We start from the raw sequence: 21,310 nt of genomic DNA on the forward strand, positions 1-21,310 counted from the left end.
GAATCCACTCACAAAAACCTTTGACACCAGTTGACAAACTATATTTGGTTACGTGGAGGATTCCGAAGAGTCAGATTGAATTATTGCACAATTAAATTTTCCTTGCCTTACGGACGTTAAAAAACTGAAGATCCGGATATTTTTTTATAAGTGCATTCCTAACACAGCCCTTCAACCCACAGTCCGTCGCGGCGGACTGAAAATGAATAACCCCAAGCAAGGTGCTTCCCCAATTCTGATACTCAAAAAAATTTCCAAGGAACCGTCGCTCCGGCTTTTGAAGAGGAAGAAATTTTTTTTCATAAAAATGCCGACATTTTTTCTTTTAATTTTTATAATTACATTTATAAGAAACCGAAGAAGAATTAAGTATAATCTCCATGCCATTTCCTAGAGCGTAGGAAATATTTCAAGTATATCGAGGATTTAGAGGATATTTCGAACAAGAACCTAGAAATCCTATACAAACGGCAGCTTGAAGTCTTTATTATGGATCAAAGGTTTTTGGAAGGTGGACAGAAAATCCCCGTATTCCTGATTAATTGCCGTTCTAAAAGAAAATAATTTTAATGTACAAAGACAAGCCAATGATTGAGCAAAATCAAAATAGTTGGAACTCATCTAACCAGCCGACCCGGTTGCAGCACATTTGCTTTTGTGTAGCCGTATTGCTTAACCTTCTTTTCCGATATTATAGACAAAACGTGAACCTTGGACCCTGTTATCAATGCCGGACTCAAGTGGAGCATTTAGTTTTGCCCCTTACATGAGCCACCAATACGCAAAACCTAAAGAACCATTTGTTTCAAACCCGAAAACAATACATTAAAAAGGCTAGCTGATTATACAAGTTGCTACTTTTCTTGAGATGGACACTGTGTCTCTGAGCAATTGGACCAAGAAATTGGAAGCTTTAGTGCACTTGAAAGGAATAGAAAATGATTAAAAGAGGAAAAATGAAAAACATATTCGATTTACATAAGGATATTCTTGGTGATTACAAGCTATACATTGACAGCTTTATCAATATTGCTGATGAAAAAATACTTGCAACTGTTAGAAAGGATTTTGATTCCGGCAATTTATATCCCGAGCCATTAGTCCAATTCAACCCTTCCTTTGAATCTGGTGGGAGTGTTGAAGATTTGGTAAATAAAGGTGTATTGGTAAAAGAGTTTAATAACATTTTCTATGATGGTGAAAATAATTCATGGTCAATATATAAACACCAAACAGAAGCAATAGTCAAAGGCAATGAAGGTAAAGGCTTTATTGTTACCTCTGGTACTGGTTCGGGTAAGAGTTTAACTTACATCTCAACCATTTTCAACCATCTTTTTAAAAACCCAAATAAGCCAGGTATTAAGGCAATTATTGTTTATCCTTTAAATGCCTTAATTAATTCACAGGAGGCAGCATTATTAGGCTTTGAAGAAAACTACAGAAAACGAACGGGAAGCAGTTTGCCATTTACCTTCGCAAAATATACCGGACAGGAAAAGCAAGATGACAGAGATAAGGTCATTGCAAACCCTCCCGATATTCTACTCACCAATTACATGATGTTAGAACTCTTAATGGTGCGTAAGGCAGATGAGGGTTTAAGGAAATCATTTTTGGATAGTATTGAATATTTGGTTTTTGACGAATTGCATGTTTACAAAGGCAGACAAGGTGCAGATGTATCCTTATTAAACAGAAGAATTAAATCAGCAGCTAAAAATAAAAATATCATTTGCATCGGAACATCGGCAACGATGGCTACCGGCACAATTGATGAGCAAAAAAACGAAGTTGCGAAAGTTGCAACAAGATTTTTTGATACTGATTTCTTTCCGGAAAATGTAATTGTAGAATCATTAACGTATTCAACAAATGAAGTAATTCCATCAAAGGAGGCATTAGTATCAGCTTTAAAAGCAGAAATAAAAGACTTATCAAAAAAAGCAATACTTGAAAACCCCATAGCAATATGGCTTGAAAGAACCATTGCTGTTAGAAATGAAGGAGAGCATAAAAGAAGGAATGATCCTAAATCTTTAAAAACAATTGCAGCAGAGTTCTCACTTGAAACGGGAATCAGCGAAGCAGAGGCGGAGAAAAAAATTATTGAAATTTTAATTTGGGCTGAATCCTTAAATATTGAAAGTGCAAGAGAAAAGAAAAAAGACACTATTCTTCCGTTCAAATTGCATCAATTTATTTCACAAACTGGCTATGTATATGTAACCCTCGAAGATGCTGATAAAAGGTATATAACCTTAGAACCAAATCCATTTGTAAAACTTTCTGAAACCGAGCCAGAAGTACCGGTTTATCAAACGGTTTTCAGTAGGGTTAGTGGTGTAGATTTTATTTGTGTAAGAAAGGATTTTAGCAAATCGAAATTAATCTTTAGGGACTTCAATGAAAATCAAAATCCCAAGAATGAAGATGATTTAAAAGCCAATGATGGCAACAAAGTAAAGAAAGTTAAAAGCCGCATTCAGGATGATTACAAGGATGGCTACATTCTTTTTGATAAGGGATACCAGTTGGATATAAATGATTTTATCGAACTGCTACCTTCTGCATGGAAGAATAAAGTAGGTGATAAAATTGATCCATCAAAAGACTTTCTACTTCCAAAAGAAATCTATGTTTCAAAGGATGGTTCATATTCAGATACACCCAATGGAAGCGAAAAGGCTTGGTTTATGCCCGCACCTTTAGTTTACGACCCAACTTGTGGGTTAATTTATTTGGAGCCTAAACTCAGTGAAAAATCGAAACTCATTTCTTTAGGCAATGAAGGTCGTTCCACATCAACCACCCTGATTACACTTCAAACTTTGTTGGCTCTTTACAAACATGGCAAGGTATTGAAAGAGCAAAAGCTTATGAGCTTTACCGATAACAGGCAAGACGCTTCCCTGCAAGCCGGACATTTCAACGATTTCATACAAGTTGTTCATTTACGTTCTGCAATTGAAAAAGTGTTGAAAGTGAGTGATGAACCATTAAAAATTTCTGACTTAATATTCAAGGTTCAGGAAGCATTAAACCTTCCTGAGAAAGATTATGCAACCAACCCTGCTCCAAACCCTAATAGGCCAAATGAAGATAATCTGGAAGCATTAAGAAACTATATTTCATATCGTATAATACAGGATCTTAAAAGAGGCTGGCGGTACATTCTACCCAACCTTGAGCAAACTGCACTTTTAGAAATAACATACAAAAATTTAGATAAAGATGTTGCCGATGAAACACTTTGGAATACGATTGATTTATTAAAAGACTGGTCAGTTGAAAAAAGGAAAGAATTTATTCTCCAAGTATTAAACTACTTCAGAAATATGTATGCAATTGATTACGACATGCTGCGGTATGAAAACAGGCTGCGTATTGAAAGTGAATTAAATCAGCAATTAAATAAAGAAAAACTTTGGTCGCTTGATAAAGGCGAAAAGTTGGATGCCCCAAACTTTCTTTCAGTGCAGGGAGCTGATAAAGCCACAAGAGAAACATTCATCCAAAGTATTGGTCCATCCAGTCGCTTAGCTCGATTCATAAAACATGAGTTTAGAAAACAGGGTATTGCACCCCCAAGCAGTAATGATTACAATATTTTCATGACTGAGGTTTTGGATGCGCTTGCAGAGGCTCATTATTTGAAGAAGATAAATATTAAAGCAGAAAAGGGCGACAAAGATGCTTATCAATTAATTCTCACTAAAGTTCGCTGGAAAAAGGGCGATTTAATAAATGTTGCCACTGACAAGACATCCTACATTACGTTGGATGAAGAAATCAAAATTAAACCGCATCTATACTTCCAACATTTGTATCAAGAAGATTTTTCTAAACTTCCAAAATCTTATATAGCTGCCGAGCATACCGGGCAAATTAAAAACGAGGAAAAAATTGAAAGAGAAGATAAGTTCAATGAGGCAATTGAATTAAGTGCCTTGTATTGTTCACCTACAATGGAATTAGGGATTGATATTTCTTCTTTAAATATTGTTCACATGCGAAACGTGCCGCCAAGTCCGGCTAACTACGCACAGCGTAGTGGTCGTGCCGGCCGAAGTGGACAATCAGCATTGGTATTTACTTATGCTTCAAAAGTCTCACCACACGACAAGCACTATTTTGCAAATCCTGTAAAAATGGTTGCCGGTATTGTTCAGGCTCCAAGAATTGACCTCACCAATGAAGAACTGATCCGTTCACATATAAATGCAACCGTCCTATCTTTTTTAAATGCGGAAGAATTTAAACCTTCATTGATTGACCTTATTGATATTGCTGGCGGCACATACAAATTGAAAAGCGACATAAAGGCAAAATATCAGGATGTAATTGATTCCAGTTTTACAGAAATAAAGAGATTGGTTTTACGGGTAGTTGCCAGTATTGATTTTAAAGACATCCGGTGGTTTAACGATGCATGGTTAGAAACGCAGATTAGAACTGTACCTGATAAGTTAGAAAATGCTTTGCTACGTTGGCGTAAAATGTATTTGGATGCTTTGCGGCAAATGAACGAGGCTCACGAAACACATATAAGCCCGGTAATAAAAGATGCAGAGCTAAAAAAACTTGCCAACATTTCTTACATGAGGGCAAAGGATAGAAAAAGCCTGTTGGAAAACCAATCGGATAAAAACAAAAATTCAACCTTATCGGAGTTCTACACTTTCCGTTACTTGGCTTCTGAAGGCTTTCTGCCTGGCTACAATTTCACACGATTACCTATTCGTGTATTCTTAGGAGGTAAGGATAGGAATGAGTCTATTTCAAGACCTCGTTTCATAGGATTAAAGGAATTTGGGCCTAACAATCTTATTTATCACAATGGTGGTAAGTATAAAGTTAACCGTATTACTCCAAATGATGTTTCGTTGGATCTTCAGGAAATCAAAATTTCTAAGGAAACCAACTATGCCTTCCTCGGCAAGGATGAGGGCAAAGGAAAAAATCAAGATCCGATTACAGGTGTACAATTCACCGCAAGCAATATTGAGTTACATCAGAATCTTCTCGAATTAGAAGAAGCTCAGTCTGAAAACTCTGAACGCATTTCTTGTATGGAGGAAATACGAACCTCCGAAGGCTATGTAACAGAACTTTATTTGAACTCAGCAGATAGTTTACTTGATGCCACAAAAATTAAACTGACAGTTGATGGCGATGAATTGATGAAATTGTTTTACGCACCGGCAGCAAAGCTGATTTTGTTGAACAAAAAATGGAAGCGTGGCCGTGATGATGGTTTTGATATTGGGACTAAGACAGGCTTTTTCAAAACAAAAAAACAATTAGAGAAACCTAATCCGGAAGACCCAATTCAGAACATAATGTTGTACACTTATGATACCTCCGATGTATTATATGTGCAGCCAATAAAATCACTGGGTTTAACGGAGGAAGGAGTTGTTACAATGCAGTATGCTTTGGAAAAGGCGATTGAACAATTATACAATATAGAACCAGTTGAAATAGATGCACGATTAATGGGAAGTGATGAATTTAAAAACATCATGTTGTTTGAATCAGCAGAAGGTAGTATAGGTGTTTTAAAAGACGTTGCCCGTAACCCGGCAAAACTTCGTGGAATATTTTTAAAGGCCTATGAAATATGTGGATATGACTATGCTACAAAGGAAGACTTATTTCCTACACGTCCTAAAGCAAGCTATGATGATTTATTGTCCTACTATAATCAAATGGATCATATCAAAATTGATCGTCATTCCATCATTCCAGCCTTAGAATTATTAATTGTTTCCAATCCTGACGATACAGTGGGCGGCACTTATGAAGATAAATACGAGCAATTAAAAAAGGGATTACACCAAAGCAGCCCGGGCGAAAAAGTGCTGTTAGATTATCTGTTTGAAAATGGTTACAGGTTACCTGATTTCACCAATCACAATATGGAGCAATTTTACGTGCAACCCGATTTTGTGTATGAGAAAGAAAAGGCTTTGGTGTTCGTCGATGGTGGGGTTCATAAGAAAGCAATCAATAAAGCTGATGATGAAAAGAAAAGGAAAACAATCGAGTTGGCAGGTTTTGATGTTTTGGTTTGGGATGATACTTCAGAACCCGTTACATCATTTGTTACAAGGAGACAAGACATTTTTAGAAAAGTACGCTAAGCACTATGATAGACAGTAAATTAAAAAAACCGGGTAAGCTGGTAAAGTTCAGAGGAAGAAGATGTGTCGTACAACCATCTTCTGACAATGAAATAGTATTGCTCAAACCGCTTGGTGGTTCTGAGGATGAAATGATTTCAGTATTTGAACCCGTATTGCAAGCCTTTGATAAAATAGAAGACGACCAGTTTGAATTGCCCGATAAATCGGACTTAGACAGTTTTCTTACAGCAAAACTTTTATATGATGCCGCAAGGCTTTCTTTCCGTCAGGTAAGTGGACCGTTTCGCTGCATGGGAAAGCTATCGTTCCGTCCAAGATCATATCAATTGGTTCCGCTTATCATGGCTTTAAAACAATCTGTTACCCGTTTATTGGTGGCAGATGATGTGGGGGTTGGGAAGACAATCGAAGCCATCTTGATTTTACGAGAACTGTTAGAACGAGGCACTATAAAAACCTTCGCTGTTTTATGTCCTCCACATTTATGCGAACAGTGGCAAAAGGAATTGGCAGATAAATTAGATATTGATGCTGTAATCATTCGTTCAAGTACAGTCGCCGGGTTGGAGAGAAAGATTGTTGGAGATGATACGCTGAATGTATTTAACTATTATCCGTACCAGGTTGTATCCATTGACTATGTAAAAAATGGTTCTGCTAAGATGCCTGCCTTTTTAAAAGATGTGCCCGGTTTGGTGATTGTAGATGAAGCCCATACTTGTACTAAAAATCTTGATTTTAAAAAAGCAGGTCAAAGTCAGCAGCGATATGAACTGTTGGAGAAGATTGCTAAAAATGACCAACAACATTTGCTATTACTCACAGCAACGCCACACAGCGGAAAGGATGGAGAATTTAAGTCGCTGTTAGGATTAGTTAATCCAGCATTTGAAACCTATAATTTTTCCGATTTAGAAACATCTGAAAAAAAGAAGGTAGCTGATCAATTTATACAACGGAAAAGAAAGAACATTGAAAAATGGTTGGATGAAGAAACACCCTTTCCAAAGCGAACAACAGAAGAATTGCCCTACACCCTCTCTGCCTCCTCAGATTATTACAAACTCTATCAGGATGTATTAAAATTTGCAAGAGGAATAAGCACTGAAGGTGTTACTGAAAACAAGGCAAGAATAAAATACTTTGCTGCTCTTTCATTATTGAGAGGTGTAATGAGTAGCCCTGCCGCGGGGTTTGAAATGTTACAAAAGCGGAAATCAAAAATTGCTGAGAATGATGAATTTACCGCTGACGAAGTTAGGGATAACCCTATCGTTGAAAAATGGGATGAGCAAAGTGATTCAGAGCAAATTGAAATAATTGACCGTGCCGGTCTTTCTGAGAGTGAGTGGAGTATTTTACATAGGCTTGCTCAAAGGGCTTCGGAATTAACCAAAATAGAGAAAGACCAAAAAGTAAAGCTGGGTGCAGAGCAAATCAAGCTTTGGATTAATAAAGGGCAAAGCCCTATTGTTTTCTGCCGCTTTATTGCCACCGCACAATATGTTGCTAAAATTCTAAAAGAATATTTACCAAAAGATGTTGATGTTCGGGCAATCACCAGCGAACTGAGTGATGAAGAGCGCAGAGAGAAGATTGATGAAATGGCTAAGAGCCCAAAACGGGTTTTAGTGGCTACCGATTGTTTAAGTGAGGGTATTAACCTTCAAGATAAATTCAATGCCATTCTTCATTACGATTTACCTTGGAATCCAAACCGATTAGAACAAAGAGAAGGCCGCGTTGACCGCTACGGCCAACCGGGATGGATTGATAAAAACGGAAATCATCAAAACACAATTGATGTTAAAGTGCTATTTGGTGAAGATAATCCGATGGATGTGGTGGTACTAAAAATCATCATTGAAAAAATACAACGCATTCAAAACACATCAGGTGTAAGTATTGCCTTGGCTGATGATAACCGTTCGGTTATGGACAAGGTTTTGAAAGAAGTTTTATTAAATCCAGATAAGGCACAGAATCAATTCTCTAAACAACTAAAATTAGATTTTGGAACAAGCCCTGAGTTAGATGAATTGGATGTTGAAATTACCAACGAGATTGAAGCAGCCAGGGAAAAAGCCGAGAAAATTCGTTCCATTTTTGCTCATGAAAGCATTATGCCGCATGATGTAAAAAAAGACTTAGACGAAGTAGACGAAGCCATTGGCGATGTGGCCACCTTAGAAACATTTGTGTTGGCAGCCGCAAAACTATTGGGTGCAAGTTTTGATAAAATACAAGGCGGCTATATTTTTAAGAAATTGAATATGGATGATTGGATGGCATCTGCATTGGGGCAGGGCGACAAAATTCATATTTCATTCCAGTCACCTACTCCGCATGGCTTCCGTTACATAGGCCGCAACCATCGTTTTGTAGAGCAGCTATGTCACCGCATTATTGCCAACTCTCTTGATAAAGAAAAAAAGGGGAATAAAGCAGCAAGGGCATCCGTATTCCGCTCAAATGCGGTTAATACGCAAACCACTTTAATTCAATTCAGAGTTCGCAATGTTATTCGTGAAGTAAGCAAGACGCATGAAATGGTTTCCGAAGAAATGTTTCTTTGGGGCTACGAGCAAACGGCTGATGGTATTCATGCTCTGGATATTGACCAATGCAAAACACTGTTGCATACTTCAAGTGCATTAGACATTAGCACCCAAAGGCAGGAAATCATTTTTGAAAAGGAATTGCAGCATTTTGAAGAATTGCATCCTGACTTTATTGAGGTAGTTGCGAAACGTTCTGATGAATTAGTGAATGCACATACCCGTTTTGCAAAGTACATAGGTGCTAAAAGGTTTGAAGCAGTCACTCCTGTTTTGCCTCCTGATATTTTAGGGGTATATGTATTAATTCCTAATCCTAAAATCTAAGCAAAGCAATCAGTATGAATTTCCCATCAATAGACATACAAGGTTCCATTCTTTCCACCGACTTGCTCGGTAAAATCCGCACTGAGCAGGCAACTTTTCAGCAGGGTAAGGACTTCCACCATGAATTTACAAATGCTAAACTCAAAGATGAAATCAGCTACGCCTGGCAAGAAGCTAAAGGACAATGGACCATTTACAAAAGTAAACTAACCCGATTAAAAGAAGGCGAAACTGGTACCACCGAAACCCGTAATTTTTGGATTTCTCCTCTGCTTACCAATCTTGGGTATAACCTTACTTTCGACCGCAAAGGTGAAGAACTCAATGGCAAATCATTTCCTATTGGTTACAGGGACAGCAGCTTAGATAATTTTCCTGTGTATGTAGGTGGTTACCACGAATCCCTTGATAAAAGACCGGAAAATAAACAACTCCGTGTATCGCCTCATGCTATGGTGCAGGAGTACCTCAATTACAGTGAGCACCTGTATGGAATGGTTACAAATGGCCGCCAATTGCGTTTACTGCGTGATGCCAGCCGCATTACACGGTTAAGCTATGTAGAGTTTAACCTGGAGAAAATGATGGAGGAGGATCTGTATTCCGATTTCGTTATTCTTTACCGTGTGCTTCATGCCAGCCGTATGCCCAAAAAGGTGGATGCCGGGGCTGATAGCATCATGGAGAAATACCATCAGGAAGGTTTAGAAGCTGGCAGTACCATCCGCAATAAATTAGGCGAAGCGGTAAAAGGTGCAATTAAGAACTTAGCCAATGGCTTTATCAACCATCCAAATAATGCAGCTTTGCGTGAGGCAGTTGCTGCCGGAAATATCAATACAGATGAATATTACCGCCATCAGTTACGTATAATTTACCGCTTACTTTTTTTGTTTGTAATCGAGGAACGTAATCTTGTCTATGCCGATAGTAAGACACCCGAAACCAAACGCTTCAATCACATCTATTTCAACTATTATAGTTTATTACGATTAAGGAAATTAGCTAAGAAATTGCTCCCACCTGAAGCCAACCGCCATTACGATTTATGGCAAAGTTTGGTGAGTACCTTCTCATTATTCGAGAAAAAAGAAATTGGTGAAAAGCTCGGAATTATGAGCCTGCAAGGCGATTTATTTGGCTACCATGCCATCAGCAATAATCAATACGATTTGCACCAATGTTATTTGAGCAATGCAGTTCTATTAAACATCATTAAGTCACTCAGTTATTTTGAAAATGACAATGGCGTATTAATAGCCGTTAATTATGGCGGACTGGATGTTGAAGAATTTGGCTCTGTGTACGAAGGCTTGCTGGAATTAAAATTGGAGTTCAACAAAGTAGAAGGCACTGATAATTATTCGGTGAACTGGCAAAAGCAAGCAGGTGGCAGAGAGTTTCAATCTCACTACACACCCGAAGAATTGGTGCAGCCTTTAATCAAACATTCTTTAGAATATCTCATTGAAGATATTTTGCTGCTGTATACTCAAAAGAAAGTAAACAAGGAAAATACGATAAAGGCTTTGTTGAAATTAAAAGTATGCGATGTTGCCTGCGGCAGCGGCCATATATTGTTGAGTGCAGCTCGTAGAATTGCATTGGCAGTGGCAAGGGTACTAACCGATGAAGAACAACCCAATCCTTTGTCTATTCGATAAGCCATGAAAGATGTGGTGCGGAATTGCATCTATGGGGTAGATAAAAATCCATTAGCAGTTGAGCTTTGCAAAATTGCCTTATGGCTGGAAGCATACAACCCAGGCGAACCGCTTAACTTTTTAGACCACCACATTAAATGTGGCGATGCCATTGTAGGCTTAGCACATCGCAGCGAATTGGAAAAAGGCATAGCCGATGAAGCCTTTAAAACCCTTGCAGTAGATGATAAGAACATTGCCAAAACATGGCGTGATAAAAACGTAAAAGAACGAAAAGAAAGAATTGCCAAAAGTTTACAGTTAAAAGCAGAGTTTGAAAAAAGCACCGAAAACTCTGTGCAGGAAGCAATGGCGGAATACAAAACCTTTAATCAACTGCCCGAAACCACACCGGATGAAATAGAACGCAAGTCAAAAGCCTACAAAAAATTTATTGATGGCAAGGGCTTTACTTTTTTGAAGGCGATGGCCGATACGCAGTGTGCCCAATTCTTTATTCCTAAAACTGAAGCCAATAAAGATTACCTGATGACTGATGCAGATTTCCGTTTGATATTAAGCGGTTATAAAGGTTGGCAGGATAGAAAAGTGGCGAAGGCAACAGCAGTAGCATTAGAACAAAGGTTCTTTCATTGGTTTATTGAGTTTCCCGAAGTGTTTGATGATGGAGGTTTTGATACTATATTGGGTAATCCACCATTTTTGGGAGGGAAAAAGATTAGTAGCACTTTCGGTGATGGCTACTTAAATTTTATCAAATCCAATTATGAACCTTCAAATGGAGGGCTTGATTTTGTGACATATTTCTTTAGAAGGATTTTTGACATAATAAAAGTAAAGGGATTCCAATCTTTGATTTCCACAAATACAATTTGTCAAGGGGATTCAAGGGTTGGTGGTTTGGAGCACATTTTAAATAATAACGGGTATATTAATTTTGCAATAAAATCGGTAAGATGGCCGGGATTGGCAGCAGTTGAAGTTTCCCTGCTTGCTATCAGTAAATCAAAAATGAATATTCCAATCTGGCTTAATAGCAAGCCAGTTGATGTAGTCAATTCTTACTTAGAAAATTCAGAAAACACTCTTTCAGCCCAAATATTATCATCATCTCAAAACTTAGGCTTTATGGGTAGCAATGTTTTAGGTAGTGGTTTTATTTTAGACTTTGAAGAATCCAATAATCTAATAAAAAGTAACCCCAAAAATGAAAAAGTTATTTATGCTTTTCTGAATGCTGATGATATAAACAACTCACCGTCTCAGTCACCAAGCCGTAACATCATTAACTTTTCTGATTGGACCCTTGAGTATTGCGAAAAGGAATATCCCGATTGTGCTAATATTTTAAGGGAAAGGGTTAAGCCGGAAAGAGACAAAGTTAATAGAGCAACATACAGAGACAATTGGTGGCATTATGCAGAGAAGGCAATCAATTTGTACAAGGCTATTAAGCCTTTAAAACAATACCTTGTTGTTCCATTTACAACCAAGTATTTATCATTTACTTTTAAATCTGGAAATATTGTTATTTCTCATGCCGGAGGAGCAATTGCATTTGAGGAGTTTAAATCCTTTTCGTTAATCAGCAACACTTTTCATGAACAATGGGCTTGGCTTCAAAGCTCAACGATGGGTTTCGGGTTGAGGTATACTCCAAGCTCAGCTTTGGCAACTTATCCTTTTCCCAAAAAACTAACACAATATCAAGAACAGCAATTAGAAACCATTGGCGAAGCCTATCACGAACACCGCAAGCAAATTATGATGGCAATGCAATTGGGGCTTACCAAAACCTATAATCTGTTTCACAGCAATGCCATTACTGCCCAAAGCATTAATGATAAAGAGAAACAGGTAGCATCGCTACAAAAGCATTTAGAAAAAATTGCAAATCCCGACAAATACGGGGCGACTAATACCATTTCATTTTATGAAGCCATGCAAGGCATTCTCAAACTCCGTGAGATGCATGTACAAATGGATGAAGCGGTGTTGGATGCTTATGGATGGAATGACATAAAACTTAAACATGATTTTTATGAAGTGGATTATTTGCCTGAGAATGACAGGGTTCGGTTTACTATCCATCCCGATGCCAGGAAAGAGGTGTTGAAACGGTTGTTAGAGCTGAATCATAAAATACATGAGGAGGAAGTGAAGGCGGGCTTGTGGGATAAGAAGAAAACAGGAAGTAAGAAATCGAATGTGGTGAAAGAAACCAACGCTGGTTATTTTGGGGATTTGTTTAATCAGGAAAATTAGATTCTATGAATTGGATATTCAAAACAGGCGATTATATTAAAACTGAAAATGATGGGCAAAGAGCGACTATTACTTTTGAGCAGAAAAGAAACTTTACAGGCAAAGAAGGCGAAGATGTATTGATTTTAGAGAAAAGAAGATCAGAATGGCAGTTTATCTCTCATTTCAGCATAGTAAAAATTGAAGTCAAAAACCAAGAAGCTGAAAACAAAGAAATAACAATCAGTCTTGCTTTGGTAAAACTGTTTAAAGAAGAGAAACTCTTAGAGGACTATATTTATAGCCTGAGAAGAATAACCAATTATTCATACCCAATAAAACATTTCAGTAGAAAATACAGCAGGCTTTTTGATGCCGAATTCGAAGCGATAGTTGAAGACAAAATTTATTTGAAACGTACCATCTTAGGCACTATTCTGAATGCTATGCATTCTGAACATCAAAAGGCATATATAAACTATGTAGCATTGGAATCGCCTGAATTATTAACAGGTAAGTCTGACATGGATAAAGCGCTCGAGTTACTATTGCAGTATCTTGATTTTGCTGTAATAAAACCGGCACAATATCTTAAGGAGAGTGTAGAGCTACTCAAAAATATAGTCTCAGATGAAGAAATTGAGCAAATTGGATTTGCTGAAGATATTGAAAGGCAAATCATAAAAAGTAGGCAGATGTTAAAGCCCCAAGTAGATCTAATAAATCAGTATTTAGGAGAACTGTTTCAATACAATAATGAAGCAAGAGGTATAAGAATGTTAGAATTAGAAGACAATTTTAAATCAAAATCGCTTTTTAAAAATTCTCCCTTACCCATCACTTTAAAATAATTATATGACTAAGGAGGAACTAAAAAATCTAAAAACGGCAACAGAAAAGCTTACCAAGTGGGAATCATCAGGCAAGGCTTTTGGGCATTATAAAATTTTGAAGGATGAAGCAACTGAAGAACACCTTGATGCAAAGAAAAAGATTGATCACTTGTATGAATTTTGGTGTTTAATGAGAATAATAGATGATTTAAGAGTAAATTACAATATTAGACTTGTTTCAAAGACACGAAGGGATAAAAAAATATTTCCCCAAAATCCAGGTAATAAGAATGGTTGGGCATATTTCACAATTGAACATAAGAAAGATGTAAACAACAAATTCCAAGTTTGTTATGGTACTAATATCAAATTAAGTCTTGCACCCAAAACAACCTTTGCCCCTGATATTTCTATTCAAAAACACGATTCAACTGACGATCCGGATGAATCAATGGTTGAATTGATAATGGATGCAAAGTTCAAGTATAAAAATACAAGTGCCTTGCCAATTGACCAATTACATGGTTTTATGCAAAGGGTAAATGCTCTACAAACTCAAAATGCACATACCACCACTTTAGAATTTAGCTTATTTAAAGACATTTTAGCAAACTGTTTGCTCACAAATGGCAAAGCATTAGTTGACCAAGAGAAATATTGTAAGTTGAACAAAATAAAGCAAGTAGAACGATTTGATATCGGAACAACATATAACACTGTAGGTTAATGAGGCCTATATACCAGTCACACATACAACAAAAGGTTTGGCAAAGAATGTATAATCATAATGCTTTTTCAAAATAGAAATCAGAAAAAATCAGGATAAACACGCTATTTTTCCCTAACCTTGGTAGTTGGACACTTTGCAGACTGGTGAAATTTCTGGTAAAAAAAATAATATTTATATAAGTATTGGAATCCAGGTTTAATCTATAGCTTTAGGAAAAGGTGAAATATTTTTAGTTTAAACTTAATCAAACAAATTATAATATGGGTCTATTTAGTTGGTTTGTTACTCCGAATCCTGATGATATTTATAAGGAAATAGTTGAAAAAGCAGATGTACTATTTGAAAATAAAAATTTTGATGATGCCTTTGAACAATACAAAAATGCTTATAATGTTAAAGGTGCTAAACTCAACACTGATAAATTAATAGGACAGCAGTTTTTATGTAAATATAATTTGAAAAAATTTGAATATGTATTGTCTACTGAAAACTACTCTTCTTTCTTTTTGAGTGATAAATTTTGGGAATCTTCCGAAATAATAAATGCCATCGCTATTAGTTATTTAAAAATAGGGCAGTATGCAAAAGCAATCAATATTTTTGAAATAGGAATATCGAAGAAACTAAAAAGTGTTATAGAAACATATAATAACTATATTAATCCAATTAATGATAAATTAAATTATTGGAATAATTTAGGTGAAACTTGTAAACTTTTTCTTTGCAACAATATTGATATAAAATATGCTAAGGATCAAAATATATTCACTGAGGAAATAATTGATAAAATCACTTCTTTAAAAAATTTAAATTTAAGTTCTTGGGTGGAAGAACGGTGTTATAATGAAGATGGAATGTTTTTTAGGGGAAAGCGAAATGATTTACTTGCTTTAAAAAGTATTAATTTTTGTAAATATTTGCCTTTTTTAGAAAGTGTTAATATAGCAGGGCAACAATTAGAAGAAATTGACTGTTTGTCAAATCTTCATAATTTGTCATTTTTAGATGCATCATACTGTTATATTAATTCTTTTGAATCCATAGGTAGGATTTCCAGCTTAAGGAAGCTAAACTTAAATACCTTAAACTTATTTAGAGAAGTTGACTTTAATTTCATTTCAAGTTTAAATTTAGAGGTATTAGATATAGGTAATTGTAAAGTAAAAGATTATAGTTTCATTCAATACATGACTTCTTTGCAAATTCTTTCTTTGGAAATCCCAAAAGATTATTCAATTAATTATTTATCCAATCTTGAAAAGCTTGAGTATTTAAACGATGCTTCTTTTTATCCCTTAGTATTTGCAATTGATAATAATTTTATGAATTTGAAAAAGATAACTTTAAGGTCTAAACCAAATGAATCCTCAACGAAATTTAAAGAGAAATACCCTTTGTGTATAATTGAATATGTAGATGAAAAAGTAGAAATTTTTAATCCGAAAATCAAAAGACGTCAACATTGGGATGATGAATTAGATTTTTTTACTAATTATGGTCTGGATTATAATTAAATTATAATCCGTAATTCCATAATATTAAGAGCTTATTTCCTGCATTAAGAATTAATATAGTTTGTAAGAAGTTCACTTATAGGTTTTTCCCAAAATATTTTTGGTGGTCTATAGTAAATTTTTTTTTAAAGATCAAAGTGTTAATTCCTTAATAAGTCAGAAATCTGTAATAAGTATAAAAATTTATTGAGTAAAGAATTTTAGCTTTGATTATAAAAACATCTTGAAAAATTGATAACAAGACTAAACTCGATAAACAACACCTACCAAAGCTATCAGTGCTTAATCTCTCTTTATGAGGACAATAAAGGGAAGATGTTTTCAGATATTCATATTGAGCTGACCTATTTTTTCTCAGCCAATATGTGTGCTGCACTTGGAGCAATTTTAGACTTGTTCAAATCTGACCTAAATGATGTTCATTTTGATCATATTAGCCCTCAAATTGAAAAGATATTGCTTAAAAATGATTTTTTGACATATTATGGCCGTATAAGGGCAATAGATACCAACAATACTACTATCAAATTTCAAAAGCTAAAGATTACCGATGGCAAGTTCTTCAAAAATTATGTCATTGATGAATTGATTGAAGGCCACCAATCAGACCTTCCAAAGATGTCAAGTGGAGTGAAGGAAAAAATTGTGGAGGCCATCTACGAAATTTTTGTAAATGCCCAGATTCACAGTGAGACTAAATTTATATACACTTGCGGACAATTCTACCCAAATAAAAACAAAATAGAGTTTACAATAGTAGATACAGGAGTGGGTTTTAAAAACCGGATCAATAGCAGATTCAACTCAGATCTTAGTGCAGAACAGGCTATCCAATGGGCCGTTAAAGACAGAAGTACAACAAAACAAGGTATTTCGGGAGGTTTAGGTCTTGCAATACTCAAAGAATTTATACAAAAGAATAAGGGTAAATTACAGATTGTCAGCAACGAGGGATTTTATCAACTTGATGAAAATAGAGAAGTAACCCATAAATTTCAAGGAGAATTTCCCGGAACAATCGTAAATTTGCAATTTGGCACGGATGATAAAAATAATTATTCGCTAAAAAGTGAAGTGAATTTAGATGATATATTTTAAGATTATGGAAAACATAACAATAAACGTAGTTAATACGATTGGCGATGTCTACGGAGTAGAGGCTGATGACGGCCAAAAAGTATTTGAATTAATATCAAAAGCTTTTGGAGATCGCAAGAAGGTGACCCTTTCTTTTCAGAATATAGAAATGCTAACCACAGCTTTTCTGAATACCGCTGTTGGTCAGTTATATAAGGATTTTTCTGAACTAGAGATCAGAGAACAATTAAAAGTTTCAGATATCTCTAATTCAGGGAAAGTTGCCCTCAAAAGGGTAGTTGATACAGCGAAATTGTATTACAAAGACCCGGAAGCCATGCAAAGGAGTATTAACGAGATCTTGGGTCATTAATCTATGGGTCAGAAATTTAGATTACAAGATTCTAACACTTTAGTGGATAAAGGGATATTTTTTGATGCTAATGTATTAATATACTTATTTTGGCCTACTGGCTCTTTTCATTGGGAGAAAAATTATGCAAAGACATTCTCGATTTTATTACGTCAACGAAACCAATTATTTGTTGATTTTTTGGTTGTCTCAGAAGTGATAAATCGCATATTGCGAATCGAGCATCAAAAAATTAATCCAGATCAAAAATTTAAAGATTTTCGAGATAGTTCAGATGGTCGGGAAGCATTAAATGACATACATACAATCCTCAGAGATGATGTTTTAAGTAGATTTATTGTAATTGGAAAGTCTTTTTCTAAAAATGATATCTTGGATTTTTTGACAGTTAATGAACTTGATTTTGTTGATAAGGGTACTGCACTGTTATGTAAAGAAAACAATCTTATACTTTTAACAAATGATAAAGATTTTAAGAATTCAGATATTGATATTTTAACAGGTAATCCAAGTTTATTGAATTAAAGAATTGAATTGGTATCTAATCCTTTTAAGAATAAGTCCACACCTTTTCTCCACCTAGGTGTAATTAAAAGTTCACTTACTTATATTCAATAATTTTTTAATTCTTCATTCTTCATTTATTTTTCCCTTTCCAAATCCTATGGAACCCCTTTAGGAACGAGGGTAAAGATTACACTTGAGTAACAAACGAGGGTAATTTTTCCAATTTTTTACACTCGTTCATAATACGAGAGTAAGAATTACCTTCTCATCAGAAAAATTCCTTCACTCAAACTTCAAAATCAATTTTTTCTCTTTCTCTCAATCTATTAAGCACAATTTCCCTCAACTCACTATTTGAGATTCTAAAAGGATGGAGAATCAGGGCGGCTTTTCGGATACAGGCCTCGAATTCTTTCTTGGCCTTGGGGATTTTGGTAATCACATTGTTAAACTGAAGTTCGTCCACCGTGTACCCTTGGTATTCCAGTTTCCAATAATCAATGGATTCGGGATTGGCAGGCAGCGGGATACTTCTGAGAATCCTGTCTGTTTTAAAAAAAGTGGTCTGCACCGGAACAGTCACCGTCCTTACCATCGCTTCTCCATCTGTGACCACCACTTTGAAGATTTTGTCTTGGGTCATGTCTACCAAGTCAAACCAATAAAGCGCCCTGACCACCAGCTTGCAGGTACCGGTAGTCGATGCATCCATTTCCTTGACAAATCCTTGGCCTACCAATTGGATCTTTCCATCCAGGACAGTGATTTCAATAGAAGAAGTTAATTTCCATGTTTTGGAGACACGCATCAGATTTTTTATTTCCAAAAAAACCTTCTTGGCCTGTTTGCTGTCAATTTCAAAAATTACCATATCCTCAATTTTTCATCAAATTAGGAAATTCCTATTTAAGAGAAATATTTTCTGAGGGCCTCCGACATATATTGTCCCACAATCAGTATTTCAAAAAAAGATGCAAGATCCAAGACAAAAATAGACTCAAGATATTAGACACAAGATCCAAGATTTGATTCAAAAAAGACGCAAGATCCAAGACTTGGTTCCCCATCATCATTGAGAACTCGACAAGGCGAAGCAGACAACAATTACACCTGTCCGCCGTGGTGGAACCTTTTCAACCCGACAGAACCCAGCATACAACTAGATCTACCGCACCAATAAAGTCTTAAATCATCAAAACGCGGCAATTTTTCCTGCCTGTAGGCAGTTTTTTAGGTATAAGTGTTAATTTTTCGTAAATAAATTTGCAGTTATCCTAAAGATCTGATTAACTTAACTATCATGATAAGAGTATCGTCTCCGTAAGAATGGAAAAAGGGACAGAAACCACCTTCAGAGCACCCGAAAGGAGGATTTCTGTAAATATCTTGGGCGTTTCATCCTTGCAACGGTCCAAAGCAAATGGGAGGTAAAGTAATTTTTTAACACAACTTTATGGAATCAAATAAAATAGGGAAGGGGACCATCATCTCGCAGGTACCCATTCCGATCGAAGAGTACATTGAACTGTTGCCCTACTTTAAAGTCAAAAGCTACCGCAAAAATGAAATTTTAAAAGGATTCCATGAGGTCGAAATCTATAGAAGATACCTCATCTCAGGTACCTTGGCCATGTTCGAGAAGCAACTGGAAACAAGGATTTGCAGAAGAATATACAGCAAATCCTGTTTGGTCTGCGATTTCGAATCTTATGCAAATGAGCGTCTGACAGACTTTTCCATAGTGGCTTACACAGACTGTTTGGTCTGCGAAATCCCCAAAGAACTTGATGCAGCGATCTTGGAATCACCGCCCAACATCATCAAATTGATTTTGAGATTAAGCCATCAGGTGGTAGTGCAGAATTTGGAATGGACAAGCGTACTGTGGTTGTCACCCAAAGCAAGGTACAGGAGATTACCCCAAATCTGTCCCGACTTTGCACTGATCAAAATCAAAGACATCTGCGGCATCCTCAACCTTCCCGAAAGAACCCTCCACCGGCTCCGCGAAAAAAGCTAACCACCCCACCTTTCTTCATTCAGTTCCTATTTCCCTTTCCATCCCCATATGGCCCGATACCCCCATGCCTTTTAAAAAATTTCCACTAACCTTTTACCCATTAACCGAATAACCATTAACCAAATAACCACTAACCAAATAACCATTAGCCAAATACTCGTACTGAGCGAAGTCGAAGTACCCGTACTGAGCGCAGTCGAAGTAACCATTAACCTCTAACCATTAACCAAATAACCACTAACCAAATAACCATTAACCAATTACCCAAACTGAGCTAAGTCCAAGTAACCAAAAACCCCCATGTTAAAAAAACGATGTGTCATTTACCCGAAAGATGTCCAGCTCATCACCGGCAAGAGTGAAAGATATGGACAGGACCTCTTGACCAAAATCAGGGAGGTGTACAAGAAACAGCCACACCAATTCATCACCGTCCAGGAGTTCTGCACCTTTTCCGGAATCCCCTTAGAGGAAGTTGAACCATTCCTTTAAACATTTTAGAAAAAGACACAAGAGCCAAAAAACCAGTACCAAGAATCAAGTACCAAGTACCAAGAAGGCGCAGCAGAACCTGACAACCACTACACCTGTCCGCCGTGGCGGAACCACTAAAACAATTACAACATTTCCCCCTATGTTCTCTACGACCCTATGTGGTAAAAAATCTGTGAAAATCATTTAAATCTGTGGTTAAATTCTCCATGCCTGTTTTGGCGGAAAGCAACTTCCCAATCACCCATCAAATTAGCCAAAACCAAACCAAACTCATTTCACATTTTTTCTATAAACATTTCACCCCTTCGGGGTTATATAACAACCAGACAACCTACTTACAACAGGCAGGTGCTGAGCAGATAACCATTACAACCACTATAACAATTACAACAATTTTACACCTGTCCGCTGTGGAGGAACCTATCCACCCCTATGTTCTCTATGACCCTATGTGGTAAAAAATTCATATTATTCCATCTGTGAAAATCATTTAAATCTGTGGTTAAATTCTCCATGCCTGTTTTGGCGGAAAGCAACTTCCCAATCACCCATCAAATTAGCCAAAACCAAACCCAACTCATTTCACATTTTTCTATAAAAATGTCACCCCTTCGGGGTTTTTTAACCAACCCGACAGGGCGTAGTAGACAACAAAATAAGACACAAGATCCAAGACACAAGAACCAAGATTTGATTCCCCAACAACAATTAAAACCACTAGAACAATTACAACAAAAAAAAGAGAGATCCTTCTCCCGTACAGCTGTCGGGATCCGCAAGCTCCGGTTCAGGATGACGGTCTCCAACCCGATAACGCGA

Annotated in this window: 14 protein-coding genes; 13 read left to right on the plus strand and 1 reads right to left on the minus strand. The window is 36.5% G+C overall.

From position 1 onward, the window contains the following. Positions 1 to 956: 956 nt before the first annotated feature. From MMU05_RS22725 to MMU05_RS22770, 10 genes are all read left to right on the plus strand, one after another. On the plus strand, positions 957 to 6,146 hold the full coding sequence (locus MMU05_RS22725) for a DEAD/DEAH box helicase (RefSeq protein WP_241143952.1): 5,190 nt from the start codon (positions 957 to 959) through the stop codon (positions 6,144 to 6,146). A gap of 5 nt (positions 6,147 to 6,151) precedes the next feature. After that, positions 6,152 to 9,034 carry a helicase-related protein gene (locus tag MMU05_RS22730; protein WP_241143953.1) on the plus strand — a complete coding sequence of 961 codons (2,883 nt, stop codon included), beginning with the start codon at positions 6,152 to 6,154 and terminating at the stop codon, positions 9,032 to 9,034. A gap of 14 nt (positions 9,035 to 9,048) precedes the next feature. Next, entirely contained in the window at positions 9,049 to 10,698 is a 1,650-nt protein-coding gene (locus tag MMU05_RS22735) for a hypothetical protein (protein ID WP_241143954.1), read from the plus strand. Positions 10,699 to 10,701: 3 nt separating this feature from the next. Then, entirely contained in the window at positions 10,702 to 12,963 is a 2,262-nt protein-coding gene (locus MMU05_RS22740; protein WP_241143955.1) for an Eco57I restriction-modification methylase domain-containing protein, read from the plus strand. Between the two features lie 5 nt (positions 12,964 to 12,968). After that, on the plus strand, positions 12,969 to 13,793 hold the full coding sequence (locus MMU05_RS22745) for a hypothetical protein (RefSeq protein WP_241143956.1): 825 nt from the start codon (positions 12,969 to 12,971) through the stop codon (positions 13,791 to 13,793). 4 nt (positions 13,794 to 13,797) lie between these two features. Next, complete coding sequence (locus MMU05_RS22750; protein ID WP_241143957.1) at positions 13,798 to 14,502, plus strand: nuclease domain-containing protein; 705 nt, start codon at positions 13,798 to 13,800, stop codon at positions 14,500 to 14,502. A 263-nt stretch (positions 14,503 to 14,765) separates the two neighbouring features. Then, complete coding sequence (locus tag MMU05_RS22755; protein ID WP_241143958.1) at positions 14,766 to 16,019, plus strand: protein phosphatase 1 regulatory subunit 42; 1,254 nt, start codon at positions 14,766 to 14,768, stop codon at positions 16,017 to 16,019. Positions 16,020 to 16,334: 315 nt separating this feature from the next. After that, positions 16,335 to 17,117: an ATP-binding protein gene (locus MMU05_RS22760; RefSeq protein ID WP_241143959.1), complete on the plus strand. Its 783-nt coding sequence runs from the start codon at positions 16,335 to 16,337 to the stop codon at positions 17,115 to 17,117. 4 nt (positions 17,118 to 17,121) lie between these two features. Further along, complete coding sequence (locus MMU05_RS22765) at positions 17,122 to 17,469, plus strand: STAS-like domain-containing protein (RefSeq protein ID WP_241143960.1); 348 nt, start codon at positions 17,122 to 17,124, stop codon at positions 17,467 to 17,469. 3 nt (positions 17,470 to 17,472) lie between these two features. After that, a complete protein-coding gene (locus tag MMU05_RS22770) occupies positions 17,473 to 17,994 on the plus strand; it encodes a PIN domain-containing protein (RefSeq protein ID WP_241143961.1) in 522 nt (173 codons plus the stop codon). A gap of 268 nt (positions 17,995 to 18,262) precedes the next feature. Here the strand turns inward: MMU05_RS22770 and MMU05_RS22775 are convergent, their stop codons facing one another. Next, positions 18,263 to 18,847 carry a hypothetical protein gene (locus tag MMU05_RS22775; protein WP_241143962.1) on the minus strand — a complete coding sequence of 195 codons (585 nt, stop codon included), beginning with the start codon at positions 18,845 to 18,847 and terminating at the stop codon, positions 18,263 to 18,265. A gap of 582 nt (positions 18,848 to 19,429) precedes the next feature. On the opposite strand from MMU05_RS22775, the gene MMU05_RS22780 reads away from it, so the two are divergent. The 3 genes from MMU05_RS22780 (at position 19,430) to MMU05_RS22790 (ending at position 20,949) form a co-directional block, all read left to right on the plus strand. Then, positions 19,430 to 19,996 carry a cyclic nucleotide-binding domain-containing protein gene (locus MMU05_RS22780; RefSeq protein WP_241143963.1) on the plus strand — a complete coding sequence of 189 codons (567 nt, stop codon included), beginning with the start codon at positions 19,430 to 19,432 and terminating at the stop codon, positions 19,994 to 19,996. 300 nt (positions 19,997 to 20,296) lie between these two features. Further along, complete coding sequence (locus MMU05_RS22785; RefSeq protein WP_241143964.1) at positions 20,297 to 20,488, plus strand: hypothetical protein; 192 nt, start codon at positions 20,297 to 20,299, stop codon at positions 20,486 to 20,488. Positions 20,489 to 20,682: 194 nt separating this feature from the next. Continuing rightward, positions 20,683 to 20,949, plus strand: coding sequence for a hypothetical protein (locus MMU05_RS22790; RefSeq protein WP_241143965.1), 267 nt, complete (start codon positions 20,683 to 20,685; stop codon positions 20,947 to 20,949). Positions 20,950 to 21,310: the final 361 nt, after the last annotated feature.

The sequence above is a fragment of the Cognataquiflexum rubidum genome, from assembly GCF_022538115.1.
In the GTDB taxonomy this organism is placed as follows: Bacteria; Bacteroidota; Bacteroidia; order Cytophagales; family Cyclobacteriaceae; genus Cognataquiflexum; species Cognataquiflexum rubidum.

Excerpts from the sequence above, each read along its gene's own strand:
- MMU05_RS22725 (WP_241143952.1), top strand. The coding sequence starts at position 957 with ATGAAAAACATATTCGATTTACATAAGGATATTCTTGGTGATTACAAG.
- MMU05_RS22730 (WP_241143953.1), top strand. The coding sequence starts at position 6,152 with ATGATAGACAGTAAATTAAAAAAACCGGGTAAGCTGGTAAAGTTCAGA.
- MMU05_RS22735 (WP_241143954.1), top strand. The coding sequence starts at position 9,049 with ATGAATTTCCCATCAATAGACATACAAGGTTCCATTCTTTCCACCGAC.
- MMU05_RS22740 (WP_241143955.1), top strand. The coding sequence starts at position 10,702 with ATGAAAGATGTGGTGCGGAATTGCATCTATGGGGTAGATAAAAATCCA.
- MMU05_RS22745 (WP_241143956.1), top strand. The coding sequence starts at position 12,969 with ATGAATTGGATATTCAAAACAGGCGATTATATTAAAACTGAAAATGAT.
- MMU05_RS22750 (WP_241143957.1), top strand. The coding sequence starts at position 13,798 with ATGACTAAGGAGGAACTAAAAAATCTAAAAACGGCAACAGAAAAGCTT.
- MMU05_RS22755 (WP_241143958.1), top strand. The coding sequence starts at position 14,766 with ATGGGTCTATTTAGTTGGTTTGTTACTCCGAATCCTGATGATATTTAT.
- MMU05_RS22760 (WP_241143959.1), top strand. The coding sequence starts at position 16,335 with ATGTTTTCAGATATTCATATTGAGCTGACCTATTTTTTCTCAGCCAAT.
- MMU05_RS22765 (WP_241143960.1), top strand. The coding sequence starts at position 17,122 with ATGGAAAACATAACAATAAACGTAGTTAATACGATTGGCGATGTCTAC.
- MMU05_RS22770 (WP_241143961.1), top strand. The coding sequence starts at position 17,473 with ATGGGTCAGAAATTTAGATTACAAGATTCTAACACTTTAGTGGATAAA.
- MMU05_RS22775 (WP_241143962.1), bottom strand. The coding sequence starts at position 18,847 with ATGGTAATTTTTGAAATTGACAGCAAACAGGCCAAGAAGGTTTTTTTG.
- MMU05_RS22780 (WP_241143963.1), top strand. The coding sequence starts at position 19,430 with ATGGAATCAAATAAAATAGGGAAGGGGACCATCATCTCGCAGGTACCC.
- MMU05_RS22785 (WP_241143964.1), top strand. The coding sequence starts at position 20,297 with ATGTTAAAAAAACGATGTGTCATTTACCCGAAAGATGTCCAGCTCATC.